The sequence below is a fragment of the Pseudoduganella sp. GW821-FHT05F09 genome, assembly GCF_059419605.1.
This window is the reverse complement of sequence record NZ_JBWKSD010000005.1, coordinates 508540-534833: the sequence shown is the minus strand read 5'-3', so window position 1 is coordinate 534833 and position 26294 is coordinate 508540. Positions and strand designations below refer to the sequence as shown.

Below are 26294 nucleotides of genomic sequence, written 5' to 3'. Positions count from 1 at the left end.
TTTAACTCTTCTCAAAGCTGCCGCTGGCACGCTTCAATTCCCTCGCTTCTTCCAGCATGCGCCGCTGTGCGATGCGCTTGCGCATCAATTCGGCATGGCGGGCGGCCGTCATCGGCGGGGCGGTCATCAGGTCTTTCAGCTGCGCTACATTGCTGTAGTTGTTTCTCATCAAGCGGCTCAATCCGGACTCCTGAAATAGCGCGTGCATTGCGCAGCCCTATTGTGCACCAATTCCGTTTCGAAACTGTGACAATTCGCTATCGGATCCCGAACATTCGGCGGAAACGCACGGATCCGCTTGATTGTGGCACACTCGTTCTTTAATTTATGAATCTATCAAGAACGGCGCGCTTCGTTGTTACTTTTGGTAGTTCACCCGCACCAGCATGCGAATAAATTCACGCGCGATCTGGCGGTGATGCTCGTCCAGACGCTGCAAATCGGCAATCAGTTTCACGTCGGCCGACTCGAAACGGGACAGGCCGCTGCCGCTGTCGCCGGCCGGGGCCGCCGTTTCCGGGCCGCCGAAACGCAGCCAATCGGCAGGAACACCCAGCCATTGGGCGATCATGCGCAGCTTTTCCTGCGTGGGAATGGCTTCGCCAACCAGCCATTTGCGCGCTGCGTGCACCGTTATGGGGCGTCCGTCAAAGCGAATGTTAAATTCGCGGGCCAGACGGGTTGGGCTGTCGGGAGAGTAGTGGGCGTTTTTCAGAGCCTGCTGCAAGCGCTGGCTAAAACTTTCGCGTTCGTTAGAAGAATTCATAGTGGCACTATTTCATATCATGCAATGAAAGTCAGTCTCTCGACGCACCAGACGAACTGTGTCAGCGGAGAACTTGATATTTAACATTGCTCATTCATTGGCGCCAGAGGCGCCCGCATATTGTCCAAATTTAATTTGTGATAAAGAATGATACGGCAAATTGAATTCAGACGTTTAATTTGTAGATTGAACGTTCGTTCGATAGCGATCTTACCCGGGATTGGCGCTTGCTTTGTAACATATCATGGCGAGATGCGTATTAGGCCGTCGCACGATACGCCATAGGCGGTCATCAATTGCCACCGACTGTACGTGCCGCGATGGGCTACAATGTATTTGACGTTACGTAAACGGAAGTTGAAGCCGATTTTATTAAAATGCCAACCTACACCATTACCGAACTGGCCCGCGAATTCGACATCACGGCGCGCGCCATCCGCTTTTACGAAGACCAGGGCCTGCTGAGCCCGTCGCGCGAAGGCGCCGGCGGCCGCAACCGCGTCTACACGCCGCGCGACCGCACCCGCCTCAAGCTGACGCTGCGCGGCAAGCGCCTCGGCTTGTCGCTGTCCGAAATCAAGAGCCTGGTCGACATGTATGAGTCGCCCAAGGACACCAGCGCCCAGATGCACCGCTTCCTGGGCGTGCTGAACCAGCACCGCGTGACGCTGGAACAGCAGCGCGAGGACATCGAAATGGCGCTGTCCGAGCTGACCGCCCACGAAGACGAATGCCGGCGCCTGCTGGCCGCCATCACCGAACCCCAGGCCACTTGACGTTTACGTTAACGTCACATCGGCGTATCATGGGCGCTTCACCACTCCAACCAGAAGAATGAGGACGACATGCTCCATCTCCCAGGCCTGACCTTTGACCACGGCGAAGACATCGCCGCCCTGCGCTCCGCCGTGCAGGAGTTCGCCGCCGCCGAAATCGCGCCGCGCGCCGCCGAGATCGACCGCAGCGACCAGTTCCCCATGGACCTGTGGCGCAAGATGGGCGACCTGGGCCTGCTGGGCATCACCGTGGGCGAGGAATACGGCGGCGCCAATATGGGCTACCTGGCCCACATCGTGGCGATGGAGGAGATTTCGCGCGCGTCCGCCTCGGTGGGCCTGTCCTACGGCGCGCATTCCAATCTGTGCGTGAACCAGATCAAGCGCAACGGCACCGAAGAGCAGAAGCAGAAATACCTGCCCAAGCTGATCTCGGGCGAGCACGTGGGCGCGCTGGCCATGTCCGAGCCGAACGCCGGTTCCGACGTGGTGAGCATGAAGCTGCGCGCCGACTGGAAGGGCGACCGCTGGGTGCTGAACGGCACCAAGATGTGGATCACCAACGGCCCCGACGCCGATGTGCTGGTGGTGTACGCCAAGAACGACCTGGAAGCCGGCCCGCGCGGCATGACGGCCTTCCTGATCGAAAAGAGTTTCAAGGGCTTCTCCGTCGCGCAGAAGCTGGACAAGCTGGGCATGCGCGGTTCGCACACCGGCGAACTGGTGTTCGAGGACTGCGAAGTGCCGGCCGAGAACGTACTGGGCGGCCTGGGCAAGGGCGTCAACGTGCTGATGTCCGGCCTGGACTTCGAGCGCACCGTGCTGTCCGGCGGCCCGCTGGGCATCATGCAGGCCTGCATGGACGCCGTGGTCCCCTACATCCACGACCGCAAGCAGTTCGGCCAGCCCATCGGCGAATTCCAGCTGATGCAGGGCAAGCTCGCCGATATGTACTCGACCATGATGGCGTGCAAGGCCTATGTCTACGCCGTGGGCCAGGCCTGCGACCGCGCGGCCTCGCCGGAAGCGGTGCGCCAGCTGCGCAAGGACGCCGCCGGCGCCATCCTGTACAGCGCCGAGAAAGCCACCTGGATGGCCGGCGAGGCGATCCAGACGCTGGGCGGCAACGGCTATATCAACGAGTATCCGGTCGGCCGCCTGTGGCGCGACGCCAAGCTGTACGAGATCGGCGCGGGCACCAGCGAAATCCGCCGCATGCTGATCGGCCGCGAACTGTTCGCGGAAACCAAGTAAGCTGCCAGAGCGCGATGTTGCCGGCCCGTCCATGATGAACCAGGCTGCATTCCCGAAACTGCTGTCTTCCCAGATAGCGTTCGACATCGCGCTCACCATCCGCGACGGCTTCGACAAGCATTACCGCCTGTTCCGCGCCACCAGCCAGCAGGCCAAGGCGCATTTCGAGCGCGGCGACTGGAAGGTGGCGCAGCAGGCGGCGCGCGAGCGCATCGGCTTCTACGACAAGCGGGTGCAGGAATGCGTGCACATGCTGGAGGACGAATACGCGCCGGAAGACCTGAGCGACGAGGTGTGGCGCGAATGCAAGCTGCACTTCATCGGCCTGCTGTCCGGCCACAAGCAGCCGGAGCTGGCCGAGACCTTCTTCAACTCGGTGTGCTGCAACATCCTGCACCGCAGCTATTTCCACAACGAGTTCATCTTTGTGCGGCCGGTGGTGTCCACCGAGTACATCGAAACCGAGGAAGCGGCGCCCACCTACCGCATGTACTACCCCGGCACGGACGGCCTGCGCGAAACGCTCAGCCGCATCGTCACCGACTTCCGGCTCAATGCGCGCTACTCCAACCTGGAGCGCGACGTGGAGCAGGTCGAGTCCCGCCTGCGCCAGCTGTTCGGCGCCGAAACGCTGGAGCCCAACCACCAGATCCAGGTGCTGTCCAATCTGTTCTTCCGCAACAAGGGCGCCTACATCGTCGGCAAGGGCATCAACGGGGCGCGCGAATATCCCTTCGTGGTGCCCATCCTGCACAACCGGCACGGCGAGCTGGTGCTCGACACGGTGCTGTTCGACCAGGAACAGATCATCATCCTGTTCTCGTTTACGCGCGCCTACTTCCTGGTGGACATGGAAGTGCCATCGGCCTATGTGCAGTTCATCCGCACGCTGCTGCCGCGCAAGCCGCGCAGCGAGATCTACACCATCCTCGGCCTGCAGAAGCAGGGCAAGACGCTGTTCTACCGCGACTACCTGCAGCACCTCAAGCATTCGTCCGACCAGTTCGGCGCGGCGCCCGGCATACGCGGCCTGGTGATGCTGGTGTTCGCGCTGCCGTCCTTCCCCTATGTGTTCAAGCTGATCAAGGATTTCTTCCCGGCGCCCAAGGACACCACGCGCGCGCTGGTGAAGGAAAAATACCTGCTGGTGAAACACCACGACCGCGTGGGCCGCATGGCCGACACGCTGGAGTATTCCAACGTGGCCTTCCCGCGCCACCGCATGAAGGAGGAGCTGATCGCCGAGATCCGCCAGCACGCGCCTTCGCTGCTGGAGGAGGACGGCGACAACATCGTCATCAAGCACCTGTACATCGAGCGCCGCATGGTGCCGCTGAATATCTGGCTGACGCACGCCGAGCAGCAGGGCGACGAGGCCCGCATCGAGCACGGCGTGCTGGAATACGGCAACGCCATCAAGGAGCTGGTGGCGGCCAATATCTTCCCGGGCGATATGCTGTACAAGAACTTCGGCGTGACCCGCCACAAGCGCGTGGTGTTCTACGACTACGACGAAATCGAATACATCACCGACTGCGTGTTCCGCGACATCCCCGAGGCCCGCACCGAGGAGGAGGAGATGGCCGCCGAGCCGTGGTACCACGTCGGCCCGCACGACGTGTTCCCCGAGCAGTTCGGCCGCTTCTTGCTGGGCAACGCGAAGATCCGCAAGTATTTCATGCTGCACCACGCCGACCTGTTCACGCGCGAGTTCTGGCAGCGGCGCAAGGAGCGCATCCAGGCCGGCATCGTGGAAGACGTGTTCCCCTATCCGCAGCACATCCGTTTTTCTTACCAGGGCACCCCTGCCATCCCATCCGCGGCGCATGTTGCGCCCACCTTACTGGAGACCAGTGAAAATGAATGATCCTATCGTTATCGTGGGCGCAGCCCGCACCCCCATGGGCGCCTTCCAGGGCGACTTCTCGGCCAAGAGCGCGCACGACCTGGGCGCCGTCGCCATCCAGGCCGCCGTCGAGCGTTCCGGCGTGGCGCCGGCCGCCGTCGAACACGTCTACTTCGGCAACTGCCTGATGGCGGGCCAGGGCCAGGCGCCTGCGCGCCAGGCGCTGCTCAAAGCGGGCCTGCCCACGTCCACCGGCGCGGTCACGCTGTCGAAAATGTGCGGCTCGGCCATGCAGGCCGCCATCTACGCCTACGACGCGCTGGCGGCCGGCAGCGCCGACGTGATCGTGGCCGGCGGCATGGAGTCCATGACCAACGCGCCCTACATCATTCCCAAGGCGCGCGGCGGCTACCGCATCGGCCACGGCATGATGTTCGACCACATGATGTACGACGGCCTGGAAGACGCCTACTCGCGCAACGAGAAAACCGGCGAAGGCCGCTCCATGGGCACCTTCGCCGAAGAGTGCTCGGCCAAGTACCAGTTCTCGCGCGAAGACCAGGACAGCTTCGCCATCGAGTCCGTCAAGCGCGCGCAGGCCGCCACCAATGAAGGCTGGTTCAAGTGGGAAATGGCGCCCGTCACCGTGACCAGCCGCGCAGGCGACACCGTGATAGACAAAGACGAAGGCCCGCTGAAAGCCAAGATCGACAAGATCCCTACGCTGCGCACCGCCTTCAAGAAGGACGGCACCATCACCGCCGCCTCGTCCTCGTCCATCAACGACGGCGCCGCCGCGCTGGTGATGATGCGCGAATCGACCGCCAAGGCGCAGGGCCTGACCCCGATCGCCAGGGTGCTGGGCCACGCCACCAACGCGCTGGCGCCGGACCAGTTCACGGTGGCCCCGATCGGCGCCATCGAGAAGCTGTTCAAGAAGACCGGCTGGAGCGCCAGGGACGTGGACCTGTTCGAGATCAACGAAGCCTTCGCGGCCGTGCCCATGGCCGCCATGCGCGACCTGGACATCCCGCACAGCAAGGTGAACGTGCACGGCGGCGCCTGCGCGCTGGGCCACCCTATCGGCGCATCGGGCGCGCGCATCGTGGTCACGCTGATCGGCGCGCTCAAGCGCACCGGCGGCAAGCGCGGCGTGGCGGCGCTGTGCATAGGCGGCGGCGAAGCCACCGCCATGGCCATCGAGCTGGTGTAAGCATGCCGGCCGTACTCATCATCGGCGCTTCGCGCGGCATAGGCCACGAGCTGGCGCGCCAGTACCTGGCGGACGGCTGGCGCGTGATCGCCACCGCCCGCAAGCCGGACGACGTGGCGGAGCTGGCCGGCATGGGTGCGGAAACGCACACGCTGGACGTGACCAATGTGGAAGCGGTGGCCGGCCTGGGCTGGAAGCTGGACGGCGAGCAGCTGGACGTGGCCATCCTGAACGCGGGCGTGTACGGCCCGCGCCATGACGGCTTTCCGGTGCAGAACGACTTCGACATGGTGATGCACACCAATGTGCTGGCGGCGATGCGGCTGCTGCCCATCCTGGCGCCGCTGGTGTGCGCCGCAGGCAAGCGCACCGGCGGCAAGCTGGCGGTGCTGTCTTCGCGCATGGGCTCCCTGGCGGAGCGCAGCAGCGCGGGCGGCTCGCTGTACCGCGCCAGCAAGGCGGCGCTGAACTCCGTGCTGATCGACACCGCGCTCACCTTCGGCAACAAGGGCTGCACCTGCGTGGCCCTGCATCCGGGCTGGGTGCGCACCGAGATGGGCGGCGGCGGGGCGGACATCGCCGTTGAAGAAAGCGCCAGCGGCATCCGCCACACGCTCGATACGCTGCAGGGCTCCACGCAAGCCGTGTTCCGCAACTACGATGGCACGCCTATCGCCTGGTAACCCCGCAACACTACGAAAGCACAGAATGATACTGAGCGAAGAACACCAAATGATACGAGACGCCCTGCGCAGCTTTTCGCAGGAGCGCCTGGCGCCCAACGCGGCGCGCTGGGACAAGGAACACCACTTTCCGAAAGAGGAACTGAAGGAGCTGGCCGCGCTGGGCGCGTTCGGCGTGGCGGTGCCGGAGGAGCTGGGCGGCGCGGGGCTGGACTATGTGTCCCTGGCCCTGGTGCTGGAGGAAATCGCGGCCGGCGACGGCGGCACGTCCACCGTCATCTCGGTCAACAACTGCCCGGTGTGCAGCATCGCCATGATGTACGCCAACGAGCAGCAGAAGCAGCAGTGGCTGCGCCCATTGGCGCAGGGCGACATGCTGGGCGCGTTCTGCCTGACCGAGCCGCACACCGGCTCGGACGCGGCGGCGCTGCGCACCACCGCAACACGGGTCAAGGACAGCGATGGCGACGGCTACGTGATCAACGGCGTCAAGCAGTTCATCACCAGCGGCAAATACGCCGACGTGGCCATCGTCATGGCCGTCACCGACAAGGCGGCCGGCAAGAAGGGCATCAGCGCCTTCTGGGTGCCGACCAGCGCGCCCGGCTATATCGTGGCGGGCCTGGAGCAGAAGATGGGCCAGCACTCGTCGGACACGGCGCAGATCCTGTTCGAGAATTGCCGCATTCCGGCCGCCAACCTGATCGGCGAGGAAGGCATGGGCTACAAGATCGCCCTGTCAGGCCTGGAGGGCGGCCGCATCGGCATCGCTTCGCAGTCGGTGGGCATGGCGCGCGCGGCCTACGAGGCGGCGCTCAAGTATGCGCGCGAACGCGAGACCTTCGGCAAGACCATCTTCGAGCACCAGTCAGTGCAGTTCAAGCTGGCCGACATGGCGACCCAGATCGAAGCGGCGCGCCAGCTGATACTGCACGCGGCCTCGCTCAAGGACGCCGGCCAGCCCTGCCTGAAGGAAGCGGCCATGGCCAAGCTGTTCGCCTCCGAAATGGCGGAGCGCGTGTGTTCGGATGCGATCCAGGTGCACGGCGGCTACGGCTATGTGTCCGACTTCCCGGTCGAACGCATCTACCGCGATGTGCGCGTGTGCCAGATCTACGAAGGCACCAGCGACATCCAGAAACTGCTGATCGCGCGGGCGCTGTAATGGCGACGCGGCTGCTGCTGGTGGAGGACGACGCGCGCCTGTCGTCCCTCGTGGCGGAGTACCTGGCCGCGTATGAGTTCGAGGTGGAGGTGGTGGCGCGCGGCGACCTGGCGCTGCCGCGCTTCCACGCCTTCGCGCCCGATATCGTGGTGCTGGACCTGATGTTGCCCGGCATGGACGGCGCCGACGTGTGCCGCCAGCTGCGCGCACTGGGCGCCACGCCCATCCTGGTGCTGACGGCGCGCGAGGATGATTACGACCAGGTGGCGCTGCTGGAACACGGCGCCGACGATTTCATCAACAAGCCGGTGCAGCCGCGCGTGCTGCTGGCGCGCCTGCGCGCGCTGCTGCGGCGCGCAGGGTCCGCGGCCGGTGCGCTTGCAGGAACGCCGCCGGCCGCCGCGCCGGGCACGCTGCAGTTCGGCGCGCTGTGCATCGCCACCAGCGACCGCGAGGTGCGCTGGCGCGGCACGCCGGTGCTGCTGAGCGGCAGCGAGTACAAGCTGCTGCTGGTGCTGGCCGAGGCGGCCGGCACGGTGCTGTCGCGCGACGCGCTGCTGAAAAAGCTGCGCGGCCTGGAGTTCGACGGCATGGACCGCAGCATAGACAACAGCATCTCCAAGCTGCGCCGCCGTTTCGACGACCACGACGCGGAAAGAATCAAGACGGTGCGCGGCGAAGGCTATCTGTTCTCGCCGTCCGCCTGGATCTAGCGCGCCGCTACTGGTACAGCGGCGCGATCGCCAGCGGCGCGCTGGCGCTGACGACCTGGCCCTGGGCCGGCGCCGCATCGAAGCGGTAGTTGACGACGCTGAAGCCGGCGCCGGCTTCGTCGGCGAAGGCCGGGCCGTCGCCCGCCGGCAGCGGCGCGCTGTCCTGCGCGCCCTGCCGCAGCCGCAATTGCGCCTCGCCCTTGCGCGCAAAAACAAACCTCACCCCCACGCACTGCCCGCCGCGAAACGCCGCGTCCGTGGCGCGCTGGTAGGCCTGCGCCTGTTCGCAGGCGGCGCGCAGGTCGGCCGCTTCGTAGACGCCGTCCGCGCGCACCACGATGGAAACGCGCGGCCGCAGCACGTAGCCGGACAGCTTGCGGTTCAGCACCAGCACCGCGTTGTCGTCATAGGCCGCCTTCAGCAGCGGGAACACGGTGCGCCCGAGCGGGTCCAGCGGCAGATTGAGCTGGCTGCCCCTGGCGTTCAGCGTCAGGCGCAGGCCGTCCAGCGTGGCGGCGCCGTCCCTGGGGCTGATCTGGAAGTGGTTTTGCAGGAAGTGCTTGGGTTTGCCGTACTTCTCGAACACCACCATGCTGCGGTAGGCGTCGCGGTAGCTGAACCATACACCGTCCTGTGCTTGCGCCGGCGGCTGCGCCGCCAGCCAGGCCGGCAGCAGCAGCGCGCACGCGCACAGGAGTCGCCTGGGGTTCATGGTCAGAAGCGGTAGGCCAGCGCCGACCACACCGTCACGGTGGCGGGGCGTTCAACCACGGGGCTGGCTTTGGCGTCGCCGGTCAGCCGCACGGCATGCGCGCCGCTGGTGAGCATCCAGGACGGCGCCAGCGCCCAGTTCCAGCGCACGCCGATATGGACGTCCTTGACGCCGCCGCCCGGCGCATAGGCCGGCCGCGTCAGCGCCGGGCTGGCCAGCGCCTGCGCCGGACTGACGCCGAACAGCGCGCGGTTGTAGCTGGCGTCCGCCAGCGTAAGGCCGGCGGTGAAAGAAAGCGTGTGATAGGGCGCGACCGTGGCGGCAAGGCGCTGCACGTCCAGCGTGGCGCGCAGGCCGTCGCGCTCCTGGCCGGCGCCGTACAGCACGCTGTTGGCCAGCCGCCATTCCGGCGACAGATACCAGGTGAGGAAGGCGCCGGCCTCCAGCCGCCTCGGCACGTCCGGCATGCCGGCCAGGCGCGTGAGACGGCCATCCGGCCCCATGGCCAGCGGCGGCAGGGCGGTGTTGCTGCCGGAGCCGCTCAAGCCGCCGCCGGTGAGCGCGCGTCCCCGCTCGCTGCGGCCCGGATGCAGCGACAGCAGCGGCCCGTATTCCAGGCCGGCGCGGTCCGACCAGTGCATGCCGGCGGTGGCGCCCGAGATGAACACGCCGTTGCTCCATTCCGCCTGCAGCACCGGCATCAGCATCAGGTGGCGGCTGGCGCCGCCCTCGTAGCGGCTGGCGCTTTGCAGTCCCAGCCCCACATACATGTCCCGGCTGCCGTCCGGCATGGGATTGGCGACGGGCGTTTGCGCGGCCGCGCCGCTGCAAACACAGGCGGCCAGCATGGCTGCCGAGATCAGGATGGGGGAAGTGGACGCGCGCATGCCGCCATTCTATATGGTCGGTGCGGGCAGGCGCTTGCTGATGAACACCACCGGCTCGTCGCTGCGGTCCACCGTGACGGCGGCGCCGCGCGCGGTGAAGGCGGCGATGCACAACACGGCGGGACCGGGCGGCGTGTAGGTGCTGGTGACGTACAGCTTGCCGTTCACGCGCGAGACGTCCGCCAGCTGGTTGCCGTCGCAGCCGCTCTCCACGCCGTAGAAGGCGAACAGCACCATGGACTTGCTGAAGTCCACCGCAGGCAGCGGCGTGCCGGGTACGCTGTAGCGCGTCCACAGCTGGGTCCAGGCGGCGGCGTCCTTCACCACCACGGTGGCGGGCTGGCGGTCCGCCACCGCCGGGTTCAGGCTGAGCGCGAGGCGGCTATACACCAGCGGCTGCGGGTCGATGCGGGTGAACTGCACCTTGGCGCTGGCCGGCGCGTCGCTGCGGTCCAGCACCGCGAGCACGCCCGGACTGGTGAACTCCGGCTTGCACAGCGCGACGGTCATCAGGCGGCCCAGGTCGTATTCCACCGCCAGCTTGCCGTCCGCCAGCGCGGTGCGGCTGATGGTGACGGAGCGGCAGCCGTCCTGCTGCTTGCCGGTGAACACGCCGACCACCACCTTGCGGCTGAAATCGATCTTCGGCGGCGGATGCAGGCTGCTCAGGTTGCGATGCCCCTCGTTCCACAGCGCTTCGAAGGCGGCCGTATCGGCCAGCACCACGGTGCGCTCGTCGTCGATGGCGGTGAAGGCGCTCTGCCACAGGATTTCAAAACCGAGGCTGGCGGACGGTGCCGGTTCACCCACGGCGATGGGGGCGGCCTGGCCGCCGGCCGGGGTGCCTTCCGCGCCGCCGCTGCCGCTGCCGCAGGCGGCCAGCAGGACTGCGCCCAGGGCAAGGACGGCTGTGCTCAACAATTTATTCATGGTGGCTCCTTGATTGGTAATCATGCCATCTTAGGCAAGCCGCCGCTTTGCTTCCTCCTTGCCATGTCGGTCAATTGTCATAAATTTGTAAGCACGCGGACGGCGCGGCGGTATTGCTTATAAACTAAGGCCATGAACCGCCTGTTTTTCCGCTTCTTCGTGCTGGTCATGCTGGCCATTACAGCGGCGACCTTTGCCATCTATTTCGCGATCAGCCGCCTGTACGGCGATCCGCTGGAGGACATCGCCCGGCGCCAGGCTGCGGCCGAGGTGTTCCTGCTGGAGCACTATATCGACCAGGCCCCGGCCGATGAATGGCTGGTGCGGCTGAACAAGGTGCGCGAGGTGTCCACGGTGCGCTACGAACTGCTGCCGCTGGCCGACGCGAGCGCGGCGCTGACGTCCGCCGAGGCGGCCCTGCTGCAGCGCGGCGGCATGGTGTTCCGGGTGGCGGACAAGGCCTTCCTGCGCCGCGTGGACCTGGCCGGCGCGCGCTACATCGGCAGCGAGGCGGACGTGCTGCGCGCCGAGGGCCTGCCGATCAATATCGCGCAGGCCTTGCAGCAGGAGGCGCTGCGCTACGCCATCGTGGCGCTGGCCTTGCTCGTGCCGATTGCGCTGTGGTCGCGCGCGCACTGGCGCGGCATGCAGGCGCTGGCGCGCGTGGCGGACGACTTCGGCGCCGGCCAGCTGTCGGCGCGCGCGCGCATGCCGGCCAGCGCCAGCATCTACCCGCTGGCCGAACGCATGGATTTGATGGCGGACCGCATCGAGCAGCTGATGGAGACGCAGCGCGCGCTGCTGCATTCAGTGTCGCACGAGGTGCGCACGCCGATTGCGCGGCTGGAATTCGGCCTGGAGCTGCTGCGCGCGGCGGCGGACGATCCGGCGCTCGAGCCGCGCATTGCCGCCATGGAGCGGGACCTGCGGGAGTTGAACGCGCTGATCGGCGAGCTGCTCGGCATGGCCAAGCTGGACAGCGGCCAGGCCATGCAGCGCCAGCCCTTCGAACTGGCGCCCGCGCTGCGCAGCTGCGCGGCGGCCCAGCCGGACAGCGCGCGCACGGCGCTGCGCATCAGCGACGACAGCCTGGGCCTGCTCGACGGCGACAGCCGCCTGCTGATGCGCGCGGTGGCGAATCTGCTCGCCAACGCGGCCAAGTACGGCGCCGGCCAGGTGCGGCTCAGCGCCGCGCGCGAAGGCGGCGCCATCGTCATTGCGGTGGAGGACGACGGACCCGGCATACCCGAGGCCGAACGCGAGCGCGTGTTCGAGCCCTTCTACCGGCTGGACCGCAGCCGCGACCGCACCAGCGGCGGCTTCGGCCTGGGCCTGGCCATTGCGCGCAAGGCCGTGGCGCTGCACGGCGGCACGGTGCGCGCCGGGGACAGCGAACTGGGCGGCGCCCGCTTCGTCATTTGCCTGCCGGCCTGACGGTGCGCAGCGGCCGCTCGGCCTCGTCCTGCTCGTTGCGCCCGACCCGCTCGAACTCCGAAATCACCTGGGCGCCGAACAGCAGCAGCGCGGCGGCGATCTCCAGGCTGAACATGACGACGATGGCGGTGGTCAGCGAGCCGTACACGATATTGACCTGGGACAGCGTGCTGAAGTACCAGACCAGCACGTGGCGCGCCGCCTCCCACAGCAGCGCGGCGGTGACGCCGCCGATCAGCGCATGCGCATACGACAGGCGGCCCACCGGCATCACCAGGTAGATCGAGCTGAGCATCAGCACTTCGCCGATCACGCCCAGCATGTAGAGCAGCACGCCGGACACGCCGTGCAGCGACCAACGGTAGCCGAGGAACTGCAGCTCCTCCTCGCCGATCACCTGCAGGCTGCCGGCCACCAGGGTCACCAGCAGTATCCCGATGCCCAGCGACAGGATGTAGCAGTAGGGCAGGATGGCGGAGATGAGGAAATGGCGGCGCCGCACCGCCACCCGGTGCAGGAAGATCACGCACATGGCGTTTTCCAGCACCGTGAAGGCGAGCGAGCTGAAGAACAGCATGGTGAGCGCCAGCAGCCAGCCGATCACGCTGCGCTGCGCCAGGAACTGCCCCACTTCGGCCACGATGGCGCGCGACTGGCCGGGCACCAGCCATTCGAGGTAATGGCCTATGGTGTCGAGCAGTTCGGCCGGGTCCAGCCAGTGCGACAGCACCACCACCACCAGCATCAGCAGCGGTACGATGGACAGCAGGGAGTAATAGGCGACGGCGCCCGCCAGCAGCAGCCCCTGGTTGGCGCGGAAGCCGCGTATGCATTGCAGCGCGAAGTCCAGGGGATGGCTGGCTACCCAGGCGGCGGCCTTGCTTGTGAGGATGCGCATGGGGCCATTCTACGCACGAGCAGCAATGGCTGGCGCGCAACAGCGGCCCAGGCTAGCTGACCGCCGGCTCCAGCAGGGTCAGCGTCTGCTGCTCCGCGTCCAGCGTGGCTTGCACGCCCATGGGTATGGTGAACTGGTGGCGGATGTGGCCGAAGGAATAGCCGGCCACGGCGGTCTGCTCCAGCGGCAGCAAATGCTGGTCCACGGTCTGGTTCAGCGTGAGCGAAATATCGTCGTCCTGGTTTTCGCAGTTCTCGAAGATGCCCAGCATCACGCCGGCGGTGTTCTTCAGGCCCTGGCTCAGCTGCAACTGCATCAGCATGCGGTCGATGCGGTAGGGCGCTTCGTTCACTTCTTCCAGGAACAGGATGCTGCCCTTGATGTCGGCCGCATACGGCGTGCCTTCCAGCGCACTGACCAGGCACAGGTTGCCGCCGGTCAGGTGGCCGGTGCACTGGCCGCCGTGCACCGTGCGCACCGTGTACTGCGGCTCGGCCACGGCCTTGTGGGCGTTGTCCTGCGACATGGCGATGGTGTAGCGCTCGTGCGGCGTCATCAGCACGTTTTTCAGCTGCGTCACCGCGTACTCGGAGAAGGTGGACGACGCCACCGGCCCGTGGAAGGTGACCAGCCCGGCGTGCTTGTTGATGGCCAGGTGCAGGGCGGTAATGTCGGAATAGCCGATCAGCACCTTGGGATTGGCGCGTATCAGCTGGTAATCGATATGGGGCAGCAGCGAAATGCAGCCGGAGCCGCCGCGGATGGCCCAAATGGCGTTCACTTGCGGGTCGGCGAACATGCCGTGCAGGTCTTCCAGGCGCTGCTCCACCGTGCCGCCGTAGTTGCCGTGCACCGCGTTGATGTGCTCGCCCAGCTTGACGCGCAGGCCCAGCGACTCGATGTTGCGCACGGCTTTTTCTATGGACTTGGGACTGGTGTGGCCGCCTGGCGCGATGATGCCGACCAGGTCGCCCGGCTCCAGGCGCGGCGGCTTGGTCAGCTGCGGCTTGGTCATGGCGTTGTTTCCTTGCGAGGGGTGCTGGCGAGCAGCAGGGCGGCGGGTAGCCGCCGTGGCGGGGAGCGACACGGCGGCAAAAGCGGCCCCGGCGGCCGAAGCCACCAGGCCGCCAAAGCGGCGCCGGCTGAGGGAGGAATTAGTCGGCACCGCTATGCACTTACATGAACTTGTACTTGAGGTTGACCGACAGGGAACGGCCGCGCGCATCCGCCACGCGTGGATCCCAGCCCGCGCCCACCACTTCATCCACGTTGTGCGCGGTGAACGGCGGAGTCTTGTCGAACAGGTTCAAGATGCCCACCGTGATGGTGGCGTTCTTGTAGCCGGTGTAGGTACCCGTCAGGTCATACTTCTCGTAGTGCTTCACGCGCGGTACGAAGCCGGCCGGCGGCGTGCCCTTGCCGCCGTTCGGCACCTGGTCGTTGTAGCCGGTGGAGAAGTTCTGCGTGAACAGCGCGCTCCAGTCGCCCTTGGCTACGCTGATGCTGGCGTTGTGCTTCCAGCGCAGGTAGATGTCGCGGCTGTTGAAGATGCCCACGTTCTCCTTGAACGGCTGGCCTTCGAACTCGGCGAACTTGAAGCTCTTCATATAGGTGCCGTCCAGCTTGGCAACCCATTTGTAGCCTTCGACTTTGCCGTCGGCCTGCAGGCCCAGGTCGGCGCCGCGGGTTTTCAGGCCGGCCGCGTTGATCCAGCCCGCTTCCACGTGGTCGATCACGCCAGCCGCGTTGCGGATGATGTACTCAGGCAGGAACTGCCAGTTGGCCAGCACCACTTGCGGCGTGCGGTTCAGGATACGGTCCTGGATGTTGATGGCCCAGAAGTCCAGCGAGGCGGAGAAGCCGCGCACCGGTTCCACCACGATGCCCAGCGTGCCCTGCTTGGAGGTTTCCGGCTTCAGGTTCGGATTGCCGCCGGTGTTGTAGTTCAGGCGCGGAATCGCGCAGAACAGCGGATTGCCCGGATTCTTGGCGCAGCCTTCCTGGTCGATAATGCCGTTCGGCAGTTCCTGCGACAGGCGGCCGGCGTACAGCTGGGTGAAGCTCGGCGCCAGGAAGCCCTTGTTGGCCGAACCGCGCAGCACCAGGTTGCTGGTGGGCTGGTAGCGGAACGACACTTTCGGGTTGGTGGTGGCGCCGATCACGCTGTAATCGTCGCGGCGCACGGCCAGCTGCACTTCCAGGTCCTTCATCACCGGCACCAGCATCTCGGCGTAGAAGGCGCGCACGTCGCGCGAGGCGCCGCTCAGTGCGGCATTGCCCGGCGAGAGCAGGATCTTGGTGGCGTCCACGTCCTGGCCGAAGTCATAGGTTTCCTTGCGCAGGTCGAAGCCGGCCGCCATCGACACGGCGCCGGTAGGCAGCTGGAAGATTTCGCCCGATACCGAGCCGTCCAGCTGGGTCATGGTGGTTTTGCCGTGCTGGAAGGCGCCGATGTACTTGGTCGACTCGATCAGCTGCATGGCTTCGGCGGTCTGGCTCTGGCCGGGCGCCAGCCACGGGTTGATCTTGCCGGTGCCCAGGGCTGCGTAGATCTTGTCGGTGTAGCCATAGCCGTCCACCAGCGCGGTCTTGGTGGTGCTCTCGGCGCGCGACAGGCCCAGCTTGTAGTCATACTTGCCCATGATCTGGCCTTCGGCGGCCAGCAGCACGCGGAAGTTTTCCGTCACGTTGTTCTGGGTACGGTCGCCCCACGGGGTGCTGCGCCATTTGTAGATGATGGGCTTGGTCTTGTCGTAGGTCGGGATGTACTGCGACAGGTCCTGGTAGTAGGGACCGTTGACCGGGTAGGCGTTGCCGGCCGCCAGGCTGGTGGAAATCTGCACCGGCGTGAGCGAGGCGGTCGCTTCGGTGCGCGAACCCAGCACTTCGAAGAAGACCTTGTGGTCGTCGTTGATCTTCAGCGTGCCGCGCGACACGGCGTTGGTGCGCTCGACCGGGAAGCTGATCACGTAGTCGGCGCCGTAGTCGTAGGCGCAGGAATACTTGGAGCGGGTGACGGCGGTGACGTCCTTCCACAGATCGCTCTGGTACTGCGACATGCCGGGAATGGAATCGCACTTGCCTTGCAGGCTCAGCAGGCCAGCCTGCAGATAGGTGGTGGCGTCGCCCGGCATTTTGAAACCGGTGCCCAGCGCGGTGCCGGCCCCGGTCAGGATGTTGGCGAACGGGGTGCCGGTGGTGTCCGGCGACAGGCCGCGCGAGGGCTGGAAGCCGTTGGCGAAGTCGCGCTGCTTGGAGCTCAGCTTGTCGTTGTTGTCGTGCGTGGCGGAGGCCATGATGTTCCAGCCGTCCTTCTGCAGGTCGCCCAGGCCGGCCAGCGCGGAGACGCGGCGGTTCATGCCGCCGCCGTGCTCGGTGCCGTTCAGCGTGGTGGACAGTTCCAGGCCCTTGTAGTCGGTGCGCAGAATGAAGTTGACCACGCCGCCGATGGCGTCGGTGCCGTAGATGGCCGAGGCGCCGTCTTTCAGGATTTCCACGCGCTGGATGGCGCCCAGCGGGATCGAGTTCAGGTCGACCGCCTTGCCGGAGGCGCCGTGGTTGCCCACGCGGCGGCCGTTCAGCAGCACCAGCGTGGCGTTCGGGCCGAGGCCGCGCAGCGAGGCGAAGGAAGCGCCGCCGGACACGCGGTCGGCGTCGGCGCCGAACACGTTATTACCGGAAGTCATATTGTCGGCGCCGGTGCCGCTGGCCGAAATGGTGCGCAGCAGCTGTTCGGTATCGGTGATGCCGGCTTTTTCAATCGCGTCGTAAGTCAGCACCTGCACTGGCAGCGCGCCTTCCTTGGCCACGCGCTTGATGCTGGAGCCGGTGATTTCCACCCGCTGGATTTGCTGCGGGGCAGCTTCCTGAGCCATCACAGGGCCTACTACACCTATCAGCGCAATCATCTGCGCGAGTTTTTTAACCTTCACCGTACTCTCCCTATTTAAACAAACTCTTGACCGCCCGCACCGGGCACGGCGTCTTGCGCGCCGCATTGAAAATTCAGAGTAGCGCTTTGCACTCCACGCCATCCAATGAAAATACCTCACTTAACCATAACTTTTAGGAATGAATAAGATATTTTCAATCAGGGCGCCATTTTAGTGACCTGATTCCGCTCTGCAATGTCCACATCCACATATCGCCAATTTGTGAACTCCACCGGGTGGCGCTTGTAGTTTTTTAGCCACGGTTGCTGGATATCGGCCGAAATCGGGTGGGTCAGCAGCACCCAGGGGTTGTAAGCATGGATCAGCTGGTTCATCTCGCGGTACAGCACGCGGCGCTCCGGCGTATCGCCCAGCTTGCGCGCCTGCTCGTAGCGGCGGTTGTACTCCGGCAGGTTGAAGCGGGCATAATTCGCGCGGCCGCTGTTGGGGCCGTACAACAATTGCAGATAATTGTCGCCGTCGGGGAAGTCGGCGATCCAGTTGGTTTCAAACATCATCACCTTGCCCAGGCGCGAAGCCTTGATGATTTCGGTCTTCTTGTCGCTCTTGAACTGCACCTGCAGGCCGATGGCGTTCAAGCTCTTGCGCCACAGTTCGTCGCGCAGCCGGCCCACCATGGACGGCTCGGAATGCATGGTCAGCAGCAGCGGCTGGCCGCCGGGCAGGGTGCGGTAGCCGTTCTTGCCGGTGCGGTAGCCGTAGCGGTCCAGCAGCGCGCGCGCCAGGGCCGGGTTGTAACTGATGGGACTGCGGTAATTGGCGTCATAGCCCAGCACATTGGGCGGCAGCGGCGACTGGGCCGGCAGCGCCAGCCCTTTCTTCAGCAGCGCCACGTCCTCCGGGCTGTTGTAGCTGAGCGCAATGGCGCGCCGCAGCGCCACCTTGTCCTTGCTGTAGCCGCCGATGACCGGGTCTTCCATATTCATCCACATATAGTAGGTCTGCAGCACCGGGAAGGGCGACAGCTGCATGCCTTTTTTCGCCAGCTCGGGCTTGAGCGCGGGGGCGGTGGAATCGGCGCGCAGCACCATGTCCTTCATCGATTCCGGCACTTGCTCGATATAGTCGAATTCGCCGTTCAGGAAGCCCAGCACGCGCGACTGGTACTCCTCCATGATCTTCACTTCAATCCGGTCCACCAGCGGCAGGCGCTTGCCTTCCAGCGCGGCGGCGGTGGCGCGGAACTCGGGGGCCACCTCGGGGCCGGCGTGGAAGACGGTGGCGCGGAAGTCCGGGTTGGCCTGCAGCGTGATCTTGTCGCTGCGCTTCCATTCGCCCACCACGAAGGGGCCGGTGCCCACCGGGTGGTTGCCCATCTGCGCGCCGTAGGCTTCGGCCACTTCGCGCGCCACCACGGCGGTGGCGGGCATGGCCAGGTAGTAGAGGAAATTGGGGTCGGGCGCGCTCAGGCGGATGCGCAGCGTGTACTTGTCCACCGCCTGCAGGCCGGGGATGGCGGTGGCGTAGCTGAATTTGCTTTTCAGGGCCTCGTCGCCCGCCAGTTTGCCTTCCAGCAGGAACAGCCAGGGCGATTTCAGCTCGGGGTCGTACAGGCGCTTGAGGCTGTAGACGTAGTCCTCGGCGGTGACTTCGCGCCGCTTGCCCTTGAACGCGGGATCGGGCGTGAAGTGGATGCCGGGGGTGAGCTGGAAGGTGTAGCTCAGGCCGGCGGCGTCCACCTGCGGCATGGCGCGCAGGGTGTTGGGCTGCAGCTTGACGGGGCGGGCCAGGTAGTCGTAGCGCAGCAAGGGATCGTACAGGTTTTCCAGCAGGGCCAGGGTGGCGATGTCGGACGCGACGGCCGGGTCCAGCCCGGTTTCGCCGGTGGACAAAAAGGCGTGCAGCACCTTGGGCTCGCCGGCCCCGGCCATGCCGCTGACGCCGGCCAGCGCCAGCAGCGCGGCGCACAGCGCCGCTTTCCAATTACCCCTCATCTGCATCCTCATTCCTGGTTGTTCCTGGGTGATTCCCCGTTCGGCCACAGGATACGGCATCGCGCGGCCGGCTGACCATGAAATCGGACCCGCCGCTTATAACTTTTTTGCATGCGCGGCGTGCATTCTTTCATCGCAGCATAATGCCGTAGCTCTATACTTTGCCTGCAAAATCATCCTGTTACCTTGTTATCGGAAATATCGCCCATGTCGCTTAATTACATCTGGTCCGGCTTCTTTTTGGTGGGCTTTGCCGCCGCCCTGGCGCAGTGGCTGTTTCTGGGCGATAACGAGATCTTCAAGAAAGTCATCGACGGCACCTTCGACTCGGCCAAGATGGGCGTGATGGACATCGCCCTGCCGCTGGCCGGCGTGATGACGCTGTGGCTGGGCATTATGAACATCGGCGAAAAGGCCGGCGTGGTGGGCTGGCTGGCGAAAGTGATCGCGCCCTTCTTCTCGCGCATCTTCCCGGAGGTGCCGAAAGACCACCCGGCCAACGGCCATATGGTGATGAATTTTTCCGCCAACCTGCTGGGCCTGGACAACGCGGCCACGCCTTTCGGCCTGAAGGCCATGGAAAGCCTGCAAACGCTCAACCCCAACAAGGACGAGCCGACCAACGCGCAGATCATGTTCCTGGTGCTGCACACCTCCGGCCTGACGCTGATCCCGCTGGCCATCATGGCGCAGCGCTCCATCCTCGGCGCGGCGGACGCGGCCGACATCTTCATTCCCTGCATGATCGCGACCTACGTGGCCACGGTGGCGGGCATTATCGCCGTGTCCATCCGCCAGCGCATCAACCTGTTCGACAGCGTGGTGCTGTCCTGGCTGGGCGGCATGACCTCGGCCATTGCCGCGCTGATCTGGTACTTCACGCAGTACCTGAGCAAGGCCGAGATCGCCACCGTGTCCAAGGTGGTCAGCAACGCCGTGCTGATCGGGGTGATCACCATCTTCATCGTCGGCGCGCTGCGCAAGAAGGTGAACGTGTACGAGGCCTTTATCGAAGGCGCCAAGGGCGGCATCCAGACCTCGCTGACCGTGATTCCCTACCTGGTGGGCATGCTGGTGGCCATCAGCGTGATCCGCAACGCGGGCGTGTTCGGCTTTGTCATGAGCGGCTTCAACTGGATCTTCAGCGCCATCGGCGTCAACACCGACTTCGTGCCGGCGCTGCCCACCGCGCTGATGAAGCCGCTCAGCGGCAGCGGCTCGAAAGCCATGATGATAGACGCCATGAACACCTACGGCGTGGACTCCTTCGTCGGCCGCCTGGCCTGCGTGTTCCAGGGCTCGGCCGACACCACCTTCTACATCGTGGCGCTGTACTTCGGCTCGGTTGGCATCCGCAAGACGCGCTATGCTATTTCCTGCGGCCTGATTGCCGACCTGGCCGGTGTGCTCACCGCCATCGGCGTGTCCTACGTGTTCTTCCATCAAGGATAATTTTATGTTCCGTCGCCTGATCCTGGTTTCCCTGCTGGCCGCCGCCGCTGCCGGCCCGAGCGCCCACGCCCAGCTGCCCGAGCCGGTGGCGCGCGCGCTGCAAGCGGCCGGCATACCCGAGAGCGCGATGGGCGTCATCGTGCTGCGCGGCGGCACGCCGCTGGTGTCGCACAACCCGGACCGCCCCATGCAGCCGGCCTCCACCATGAAGCTGGTCACCACCATGGTGGGCCTGGACCAGCTGGGTCCGGTATTCAAGGCGCGCACCGAGTTGCGCAGCGGCGCGGAGGTGGTGAACGGCGTGCTGCAAGGCGACCTCTACCTGCGCGGTGGCGCCGATCCGGATTTCAATGAGGACGTGCTGGTGCACATGCTGGAGAAGCTGCGCACCCAGGGCATCCGCAAGATCCAGGGCGACCTGGTGCTGGACCGCCAGCTGTTCCAGCCCGCCCGCACCGACCTGGGCGTGGCGCCGTTCGACGAATCGCCCGAGGCCTACTACAACATCATTCCGGACGCGCTGCTGCTGAACATGAATTTGCTGCGCGTGGACATGACGTCGACCGGCAGCAAGCTCAAGCTGGGCATGCTGCCGCAGCTCGAACGCGTAGCGATTGAGTCGGACATGACGCTGGTCGACACCGACTGCGCCAAGTGGGAGGACGGCTGGAAGCTGCCGGACTATACGCGCAAGGGCGGCAAGCTGACCGTGCGCCTGCACGGCACCTTCCCGAAAAATTGCAGCAAGACCACGGTCATCAATGTGCTCGAGCGCAACGACTACACCGAGCGCCTGTTCCGCAGCACCTGGGCGCGCCTGGGCGGCACCTTCACCGGCACGGCGCGCGAAGCGGCCGGTGCGGCGGCCGGCGCGCCGCAGACCGCCGCGCCCGCCACCCGCCTGCTCGCCGAGCACGTCTCGCGTCCTCTGGCCGAAGTGCTGCGCGACATCAACAAGCCGTCCGACAACGGCCTGGCGCGCACGCTGTTCCTCACCTTGGGCGCGCTGGAACCCGACCCGCTGCTGGGCAGCCGTCCGATACCCGCGCTGCGCCTGTCCAGCACGCCCGTCGCCAGCCCCGCCGTCCTGCCGGGCGAATCGCTGAGCAGCGACGCCGTTGCGCCGCCGCCCGCCGACGCGCTGTCCGTGCGCAGCGCCATGGTGCCCGGCGGCGGCGAGGCCGCCACCATCATCGCAGCGGCCAACCCGACGGCAGCCCGCGCCGAACAAACCATCCGCGCCTGGATGCAGCGCCACGGCATAGACGACACCGGCCTGGTGCTGGAAAACGGTTCCGGCCTGTCGCGCAGCGAGCGCGTGCGCCCGGCGCAAATGGCCGGCCTGCTGCAGGCGGCGCAAAAGAGTTTATGGATGCCGGAATTCCTGACCAGCCTGCCGATCGCGGCGGTGGACGGCACCATGAAGCGCCGCCTGAAAGACAGCCCCGCCGCCGCCCGCGCACGCGTGAAAACCGGCACGCTGAAGAACGTGGTCGCCATCGCCGGCTATGTGCCGGACGCGAACGGCGAGCTGTGCATCGTGGTCGCCATGATCAACCACGACCTGACCGGCAACGGCAACGGCCGCAAAGCCATCGACGCGCTGCTGGACTGGGTGGCAAGCAGCGGAAAATAAACCAGCCGGCATGGCGCACGAAATACCTTGATGGCGGCTCTTGCGTCCTCGGCGAGGTTGCCACTCATGGCCCGGGGTGGGTATTGTCGGGCAAGGATGGAATCGCTCGCAGGAATTCATAGATCGCGGCCAGGTCGCGGTCGGTCTTCTTGCCAAACACGGGCCAGGGCATGACTTGGACTATGGTGCCGGGCGGGTCTTTCGGGTTGTGGCCCGTCCGCATCATCTGGATGAACTCGCTTCGTGTCAGTCCCGCCGGCTTGCCGGCGTGGTCCGGGGTGATGTTGGCGGCCGTAATGGTGGGGCCGAAGCGCCGTCCGCCGGACAGGTATTCCTCCGCATTAATCCTCTCGGGCTCGCCCTTGAACGGGTCGCTGCCCGGCGAGTAGGCCGGATGGCTGTGGCAGTCGATACAGCCGCTGGTGTTGACGATGTAGCTGCCCAGCCCGACCAGCGCGCGGTTCTTTCCCATCAAATTCAGCTTCACGCCCGGCGGGACGATGTCAAAGCCGCGCTTCACCTGGCTTTCATCCGCGTCGTCATCGTCGTGCCCCCGGTACCGGTCCGACGCCGACACCGACAATGCCGTCGCCGCGATGAACGCAACGGCCAGGCAGGAACGGTGGTCCAATCCAAATAATTTTTTCATGTTTTCCCCCCTCCATCACAATAGATTTCGATGGCAAGCTGCCAGGCAGCGCAAGGCACTGCACGGCGGCTGCCATTCTGGAAGTCTAGTCGGGGCGGGGGGAGTTGCCGCTTCGTCGGACCATACTTTGATCCTGATCAAATGGCGGCACGTGGACGACGCTTCAAGCCTTGCGGCGGCGGCGGGCCACCATCGCGCCCACCATGCCCAGGCCCATCAGGGCCAGCGAGGCCGGTTCCGGCACGGCGCGCACCACCACATTGTCCAGCACGCCATCCTGGCTGTTGGTGGGGTTGTTGTTCAGGTCCTGGAAGCGCAGCGTCGCCTGGCTGCCATCGGCCACAAAATTGAAGGTGAAATGCTCCAGCAGGCCGGCAGTGTTGTCATTGACCACATTATTGATCAAGTCGGTACTGCTGGCGCCCAGCACGGTCGCGCGCATACCTTGTGCGCCGCCTGCGGTCACGCCGTAGTCGAACTCCCAGCGATAGGTCTGCCCGGCTACGGTGGCAAAGGTCTGCATCAGACGGCCGTTGGTGGGGCCGTCGCCGCTGTTGAACACCGCCAGGTAACTGCCGTCGGCGGCGATGCTGCCCGCGCCGAAGTAGTTTCCGGACGCGGCAATGCTGGTGGCGACAACGTTGCCGGTGGTGCTCCAGCCGGCCAGGCCGTTTTCGAAATTGCCATTGGTGATAAGGCCAGCGTGGGCGCCGTTGGCGGCCAGCAGTGCAACGGTAGCGATCAGCGATTTAATGGTCATGATGTTGCCCTTGGTTAATGTACATTAAATATATGCAACATCCATGCCTGACAGGGCAATATCCTATTAATCAAATAGTTACCGGACAAAAAAACGTATTTCCACAAAGAACTGTAAAGTTTGCCGACAGTCGATTGTGAACCGGCGGTTCGCAGGCGTTACAAAACCCGGGTGAAGCTGGCGCGCACCTGGACGCGGTCGCCGCAGTCGAAGTGCCACCATTCGCTGTTGATGCCGACGAAGCCGGCCTGGAACATGGCGCCGCGCAGCAGTTCGCGGTTGGCGACCTGCCCGGCGTTGAGCGCCCCGCTCGCCAGCATGGCGGGCTCCAGCGCGGGGTGGGATAGCTCGGTCAGATCGTCGAAGCCGGTGCCCATGTCCAGCTCGCGGCCCTGCTCGTCCAGGATGGTGATGTCCACCGCCATGCCATAGGAGTGGATGGAGCCGCGCGCCGGGTCGGCCAGGTACATCAGCAGCTCCGTGCCTTGCAGCGCGGCCCACAATTCCTCCTGCACCCGCTGCGGACGCAGCGCGTCGAGCACCAGCAGCTGGCAGCCGGGACGGCGCTCCCCCAGCCAGGCCACGGCCAGTTCCAGCGCGGCCGCCGCGTCGCGGTGCAGCCAGGCGCAGTCGTGCGGGGAGTACAAATCACGGCCGACAAAGTTGTCCGGCGTGGCGTAGCGCAAGTCGATGGCGATGCCGGCGATGCTGCTCAGATGCCGGTAGTCCGGGCTGGACGGCACATCTTCGTTGCGGATGGTCTTCATTGCTAGGCTTTCTTTTCCAAACAGGCGCGCGCGGCGGTGGCGATGCAGCCGGCCAGCTGGCGCGCGCCGTGCGACAGCGGCGCGTGGCCTGCCGTCAATAAATACAGTTGCACGGGGATGGCCGGCGCCCACGGACGGCGCTGCACCAGCGCGCTGGACGCGGACGCGGCCGTGAACGGGTCGACCACGGCCATGCCGCCGCCCGCTTCCACCAGCGAGCGGGCGATCTGGTAGGTCTGCACCACCGTGTGGAACACCGGATGCAGGCCCTGCGCCTCGCACGCGGCCACCACCATTTCGCCCAGCGGGTCGTTGTCGGCGTGGCCTATCAGTTCGCCCACCAGGCCGGGCGCGGCCAGCGGCGTGGCGCACTCGGCCGCGCTCCAGGTGCCGGCCGGGGCGATCGCCGTCATCACGCCCTGCGCCAGCGGCTCGGCGACGATGCCGGGGTGGCGCGGGTCCTGCAGCGACAGGGCCAGGTCCGCTTCGCCCAGGCGCAGCGTGTTGACGATTTCACTGGTGTGGTGGGTGGCCAGCTCGCAGCGCGCGCCGGGGAATTCCCGGCGCCAGGCGCTCACGGCCAGCGGCAGCACGCTGAGCGCCACGGTGGGCGTGGAGACCAGGCGTATGGTTTCCAGCGCGCGCCCCTTGAGGCTGGCCGCCAGGCGGCGTATGCCTTGCAGGTCGCGGTTCAGTTTTTCGGTTTCGGCGAACAGGCGGTGCGCTTCCGGCTTGGGATACAGCTTGCCGCGCACGCGCTCGAACAGCGGCATGCCCAGCTGCAACTCGCAGTGCTGCAGGACCTTGGTCACGGCGGGCTGCGAGATGTGCAGCACCTGGGCCGCGCCGCTGATGGTGCCAACCTGCATGATGGCGTGGAACACTTCTATATGGCGCAGCCGCATTGCTCTATCCTCGATCCAGCGCCGCAGGGCCTTCCCTGCGGAATCCGTGCAGGATAGGGGAAAGCAGGGTGCGGCGCAATGGCATTACAGATGGCAGCTTAGCGCACTTCGGCAGGCTGGACGGTAGTAGCCGGCGCGGCGGGCATGGCCGGTGCCACAGGGGCCACCGGCTTGGGCGAGGCCGTCGGCGCCAGCACTTCCAGGATGGCGGCCGACTCGGCGTCCGGGTTGCCGTCGAAACGGGCCGGACGGTATTTCGACTGGAAGGCGAACATCACGTTGCGGGTGGCTTCGTCCAGCACGCCGGTTTGCGGCACGGCGTAGCCATGCTGGGCCAGCTTCTTCTGGAACCAGGCCACGTCCGGCAGCTGGGTTTCAAACACGGCGCGCTGGGCCGCCACCTGGGCCGCGTCCGGCCAGGTGATCAGGCCGGCGGCGGCCAGTTGGTGCCAGGGGAACAGCGGACCCGGGTCCTGCTTGCGCTGCGGCGCGATGTCGCTGTGGCCGAGGATGTTCTGCGGCGGAATATTGTGGCGCGCCACGATCTGCTTGAGCAGCGGGATCAGCTGGTCGATCTGGGCCTGGGTGAAGGGACACCAGACACGGCCTTCCGGCGTTTCCTTGAAGCCGCAATTGACGATTTCAATGCCGACCGACATGGGGTTGAGGTTGCTATACGTCTTCCAGCTGCTCACGCCGGCGTGGTTGGACATGCGCGACTCGTCCACCAGGGTGTAGAACTTCGGCTCGGCCTCGTCGGTCAGCAGATAGTGACTGCTCACTTCCTGCTCGGTGAGGATCTTGATCGAGCGCGGCAGGTCGGACACGGTGTAGTGGATCACGATGAACTTGACGCGGCTGCTCTGGCTGCGCGCGGCCAAGCTGTTGTCCAGGCGCGGCGGGACGGACGCGCAACCGGCCAGCAGGACGGCCAGGATGGTGAGCAGGAATTTATTCAAGG

The 26294-nt window shown here is 65.7% G+C and carries 24 protein-coding genes; 10 read left to right on the top strand and 14 right to left on the bottom strand.

The window, feature by feature from the left end:
• Position 1: 1 nt before the first annotated feature.
• Together AC07S4_RS19330 and AC07S4_RS19325 are read right to left on the bottom strand one after the other, a co-directional pair.
• A complete protein-coding gene (locus AC07S4_RS19330; protein WP_494988264.1) occupies positions 2-208 on the bottom strand; it encodes a hypothetical protein in 207 nt (68 codons plus the stop codon).
• Between the two features lie 150 nt (positions 209-358).
• Entirely contained in the window at positions 359-766 is a 408-nt protein-coding gene (locus tag AC07S4_RS19325) for a hypothetical protein (RefSeq protein WP_494988190.1), read from the bottom strand.
• A 377-nt stretch (positions 767-1143) separates the two neighbouring features.
• On the opposite strand from AC07S4_RS19325, the gene AC07S4_RS19320 reads away from it, so the two are divergent.
• The 7 genes from AC07S4_RS19320 to AC07S4_RS19290 all read left to right on the top strand — a co-directional run bounded on the left by AC07S4_RS19320 (position 1144) and on the right by AC07S4_RS19290 (position 8416).
• Complete coding sequence (locus AC07S4_RS19320; RefSeq protein ID WP_161070373.1) at positions 1144-1542, top strand: MerR family transcriptional regulator; 399 nt, start codon at positions 1144-1146, stop codon at positions 1540-1542.
• 69 nt (positions 1543-1611) lie between these two features.
• Positions 1612-2796: an isovaleryl-CoA dehydrogenase gene (locus tag AC07S4_RS19315; RefSeq protein ID WP_494988189.1), complete on the top strand. Its 1185-nt coding sequence runs from the start codon at positions 1612-1614 to the stop codon at positions 2794-2796.
• A gap of 34 nt (positions 2797-2830) precedes the next feature.
• On the top strand, positions 2831-4663 hold the full coding sequence (gene aceK / locus AC07S4_RS19310; protein ID WP_494988261.1) for a bifunctional isocitrate dehydrogenase kinase/phosphatase: 1833 nt from the start codon (positions 2831-2833) through the stop codon (positions 4661-4663).
• On the top strand, positions 4656-5855 hold the full coding sequence (locus AC07S4_RS19305; RefSeq protein ID WP_494988188.1) for an acetyl-CoA C-acyltransferase: 1200 nt from the start codon (positions 4656-4658) through the stop codon (positions 5853-5855). Before aceK ends, AC07S4_RS19305 begins: the two co-directional genes overlap by 8 nt.
• A 2-nt stretch (positions 5856-5857) precedes the next feature.
• Positions 5858-6538 (top strand): SDR family oxidoreductase, encoded by a 681-nt coding sequence (locus AC07S4_RS19300; protein WP_494988187.1) that lies wholly within the window; start codon positions 5858-5860, stop codon positions 6536-6538.
• 25 nt (positions 6539-6563) lie between these two features.
• A complete protein-coding gene (locus AC07S4_RS19295) occupies positions 6564-7703 on the top strand; it encodes an acyl-CoA dehydrogenase family protein (RefSeq protein ID WP_494988186.1) in 1140 nt (379 codons plus the stop codon).
• Complete coding sequence (locus tag AC07S4_RS19290) at positions 7703-8416, top strand: response regulator (protein WP_494988185.1); 714 nt, start codon at positions 7703-7705, stop codon at positions 8414-8416. The genes AC07S4_RS19295 and AC07S4_RS19290 overlap by 1 nt, the downstream gene beginning before the upstream one ends.
• 7 nt (positions 8417-8423) lie before the next feature.
• Here the strand turns inward: AC07S4_RS19290 and AC07S4_RS19285 are convergent, their stop codons facing one another.
• Genes AC07S4_RS19285 through AC07S4_RS19275 form a run of 3 tightly spaced genes read right to left on the bottom strand, consistent with a single transcriptional unit; the run spans position 8424 to position 10945 of the window.
• Complete coding sequence (locus AC07S4_RS19285) at positions 8424-9128, bottom strand: hypothetical protein (RefSeq protein WP_494988184.1); 705 nt, start codon at positions 9126-9128, stop codon at positions 8424-8426.
• A 2-nt stretch (positions 9129-9130) separates the two neighbouring features.
• The gene (locus AC07S4_RS19280) at positions 9131-10015 is read right to left on the bottom strand and encodes a MipA/OmpV family protein (RefSeq protein WP_494988183.1); all 885 of its coding nucleotides are present in this window, start codon (positions 10013-10015) and stop codon (positions 9131-9133) included.
• Between the two features lie 9 nt (positions 10016-10024).
• Positions 10025-10945, bottom strand: coding sequence for a hypothetical protein (locus AC07S4_RS19275; RefSeq protein ID WP_494988182.1), 921 nt, complete (start codon positions 10943-10945; stop codon positions 10025-10027).
• Positions 10946-11077: 132 nt separating this feature from the next.
• Here AC07S4_RS19275 and AC07S4_RS19270 point away from each other — a divergent pair, with 132 nt between their 5' ends.
• Entirely contained in the window at positions 11078-12379 is a 1302-nt protein-coding gene (locus AC07S4_RS19270; RefSeq protein ID WP_494988181.1) for an ATP-binding protein, read from the top strand.
• On the opposite strand, the gene AC07S4_RS19265 is transcribed toward AC07S4_RS19270, so the two are convergent.
• From AC07S4_RS19265 to AC07S4_RS19250, 4 genes are all read right to left on the bottom strand, one after another.
• Entirely contained in the window at positions 12360-13277 is a 918-nt protein-coding gene (locus tag AC07S4_RS19265; RefSeq protein WP_494988180.1) for a YihY/virulence factor BrkB family protein, read from the bottom strand. The genes AC07S4_RS19270 and AC07S4_RS19265 overlap by 20 nt on opposite strands.
• Positions 13278-13329: 52 nt before the next feature.
• Complete coding sequence (locus AC07S4_RS19260; protein WP_494988179.1) at positions 13330-14442, bottom strand: S66 peptidase family protein; 1113 nt, start codon at positions 14440-14442, stop codon at positions 13330-13332.
• Positions 14443-14452: 10 nt separating this feature from the next.
• Complete coding sequence (locus tag AC07S4_RS19255) at positions 14453-17152, bottom strand: TonB-dependent receptor (RefSeq protein ID WP_494988178.1); 2700 nt, start codon at positions 17150-17152, stop codon at positions 14453-14455.
• A 215-nt stretch (positions 17153-17367) separates the two neighbouring features.
• Positions 17368-19164, bottom strand: coding sequence for an ABC transporter substrate-binding protein (locus AC07S4_RS19250; RefSeq protein ID WP_494988177.1), 1797 nt, complete (start codon positions 19162-19164; stop codon positions 17368-17370).
• Positions 19165-19371: 207 nt separating this feature from the next.
• Between AC07S4_RS19250 and AC07S4_RS19245 the strand changes: the two genes are divergently transcribed.
• Positions 19372-20616, top strand: a complete 1245-nt coding sequence (locus tag AC07S4_RS19245) for a nucleoside recognition domain-containing protein (RefSeq protein ID WP_494988176.1) — start codon at positions 19372-19374, stop codon at positions 20614-20616.
• Between the two features lie 4 nt (positions 20617-20620).
• Positions 20621-22252: a D-alanyl-D-alanine carboxypeptidase/D-alanyl-D-alanine endopeptidase gene (gene dacB, locus AC07S4_RS19240; RefSeq protein WP_494988175.1), complete on the top strand. Its 1632-nt coding sequence runs from the start codon at positions 20621-20623 to the stop codon at positions 22250-22252.
• Between the two features lie 64 nt (positions 22253-22316).
• Here dacB and AC07S4_RS19235 read toward each other — a convergent pair whose 3' ends face one another.
• The 5 genes from AC07S4_RS19235 to AC07S4_RS19215 form a co-directional block, all read right to left on the bottom strand.
• Positions 22317-22901 carry a hypothetical protein gene (locus AC07S4_RS19235; RefSeq protein WP_494988174.1) on the bottom strand — a complete coding sequence of 195 codons (585 nt, stop codon included), beginning with the start codon at positions 22899-22901 and terminating at the stop codon, positions 22317-22319.
• Between the two features lie 163 nt (positions 22902-23064).
• A complete protein-coding gene (locus AC07S4_RS19230) occupies positions 23065-23661 on the bottom strand; it encodes a PEP-CTERM sorting domain-containing protein (protein WP_494988173.1) in 597 nt (198 codons plus the stop codon).
• A 158-nt stretch (positions 23662-23819) separates the two neighbouring features.
• Entirely contained in the window at positions 23820-24428 is a 609-nt protein-coding gene (locus tag AC07S4_RS19225; RefSeq protein WP_494988172.1) for a M15 family metallopeptidase, read from the bottom strand.
• A 2-nt stretch (positions 24429-24430) separates the two neighbouring features.
• The gene (locus AC07S4_RS19220; protein ID WP_494988171.1) at positions 24431-25333 is read right to left on the bottom strand and encodes a LysR family transcriptional regulator; all 903 of its coding nucleotides are present in this window, start codon (positions 25331-25333) and stop codon (positions 24431-24433) included.
• Between the two features lie 98 nt (positions 25334-25431).
• Complete coding sequence (locus tag AC07S4_RS19215; RefSeq protein WP_494988170.1) at positions 25432-26292, bottom strand: N-acetylmuramoyl-L-alanine amidase; 861 nt, start codon at positions 26290-26292, stop codon at positions 25432-25434.
• Positions 26293-26294: the final 2 nt, after the last annotated feature.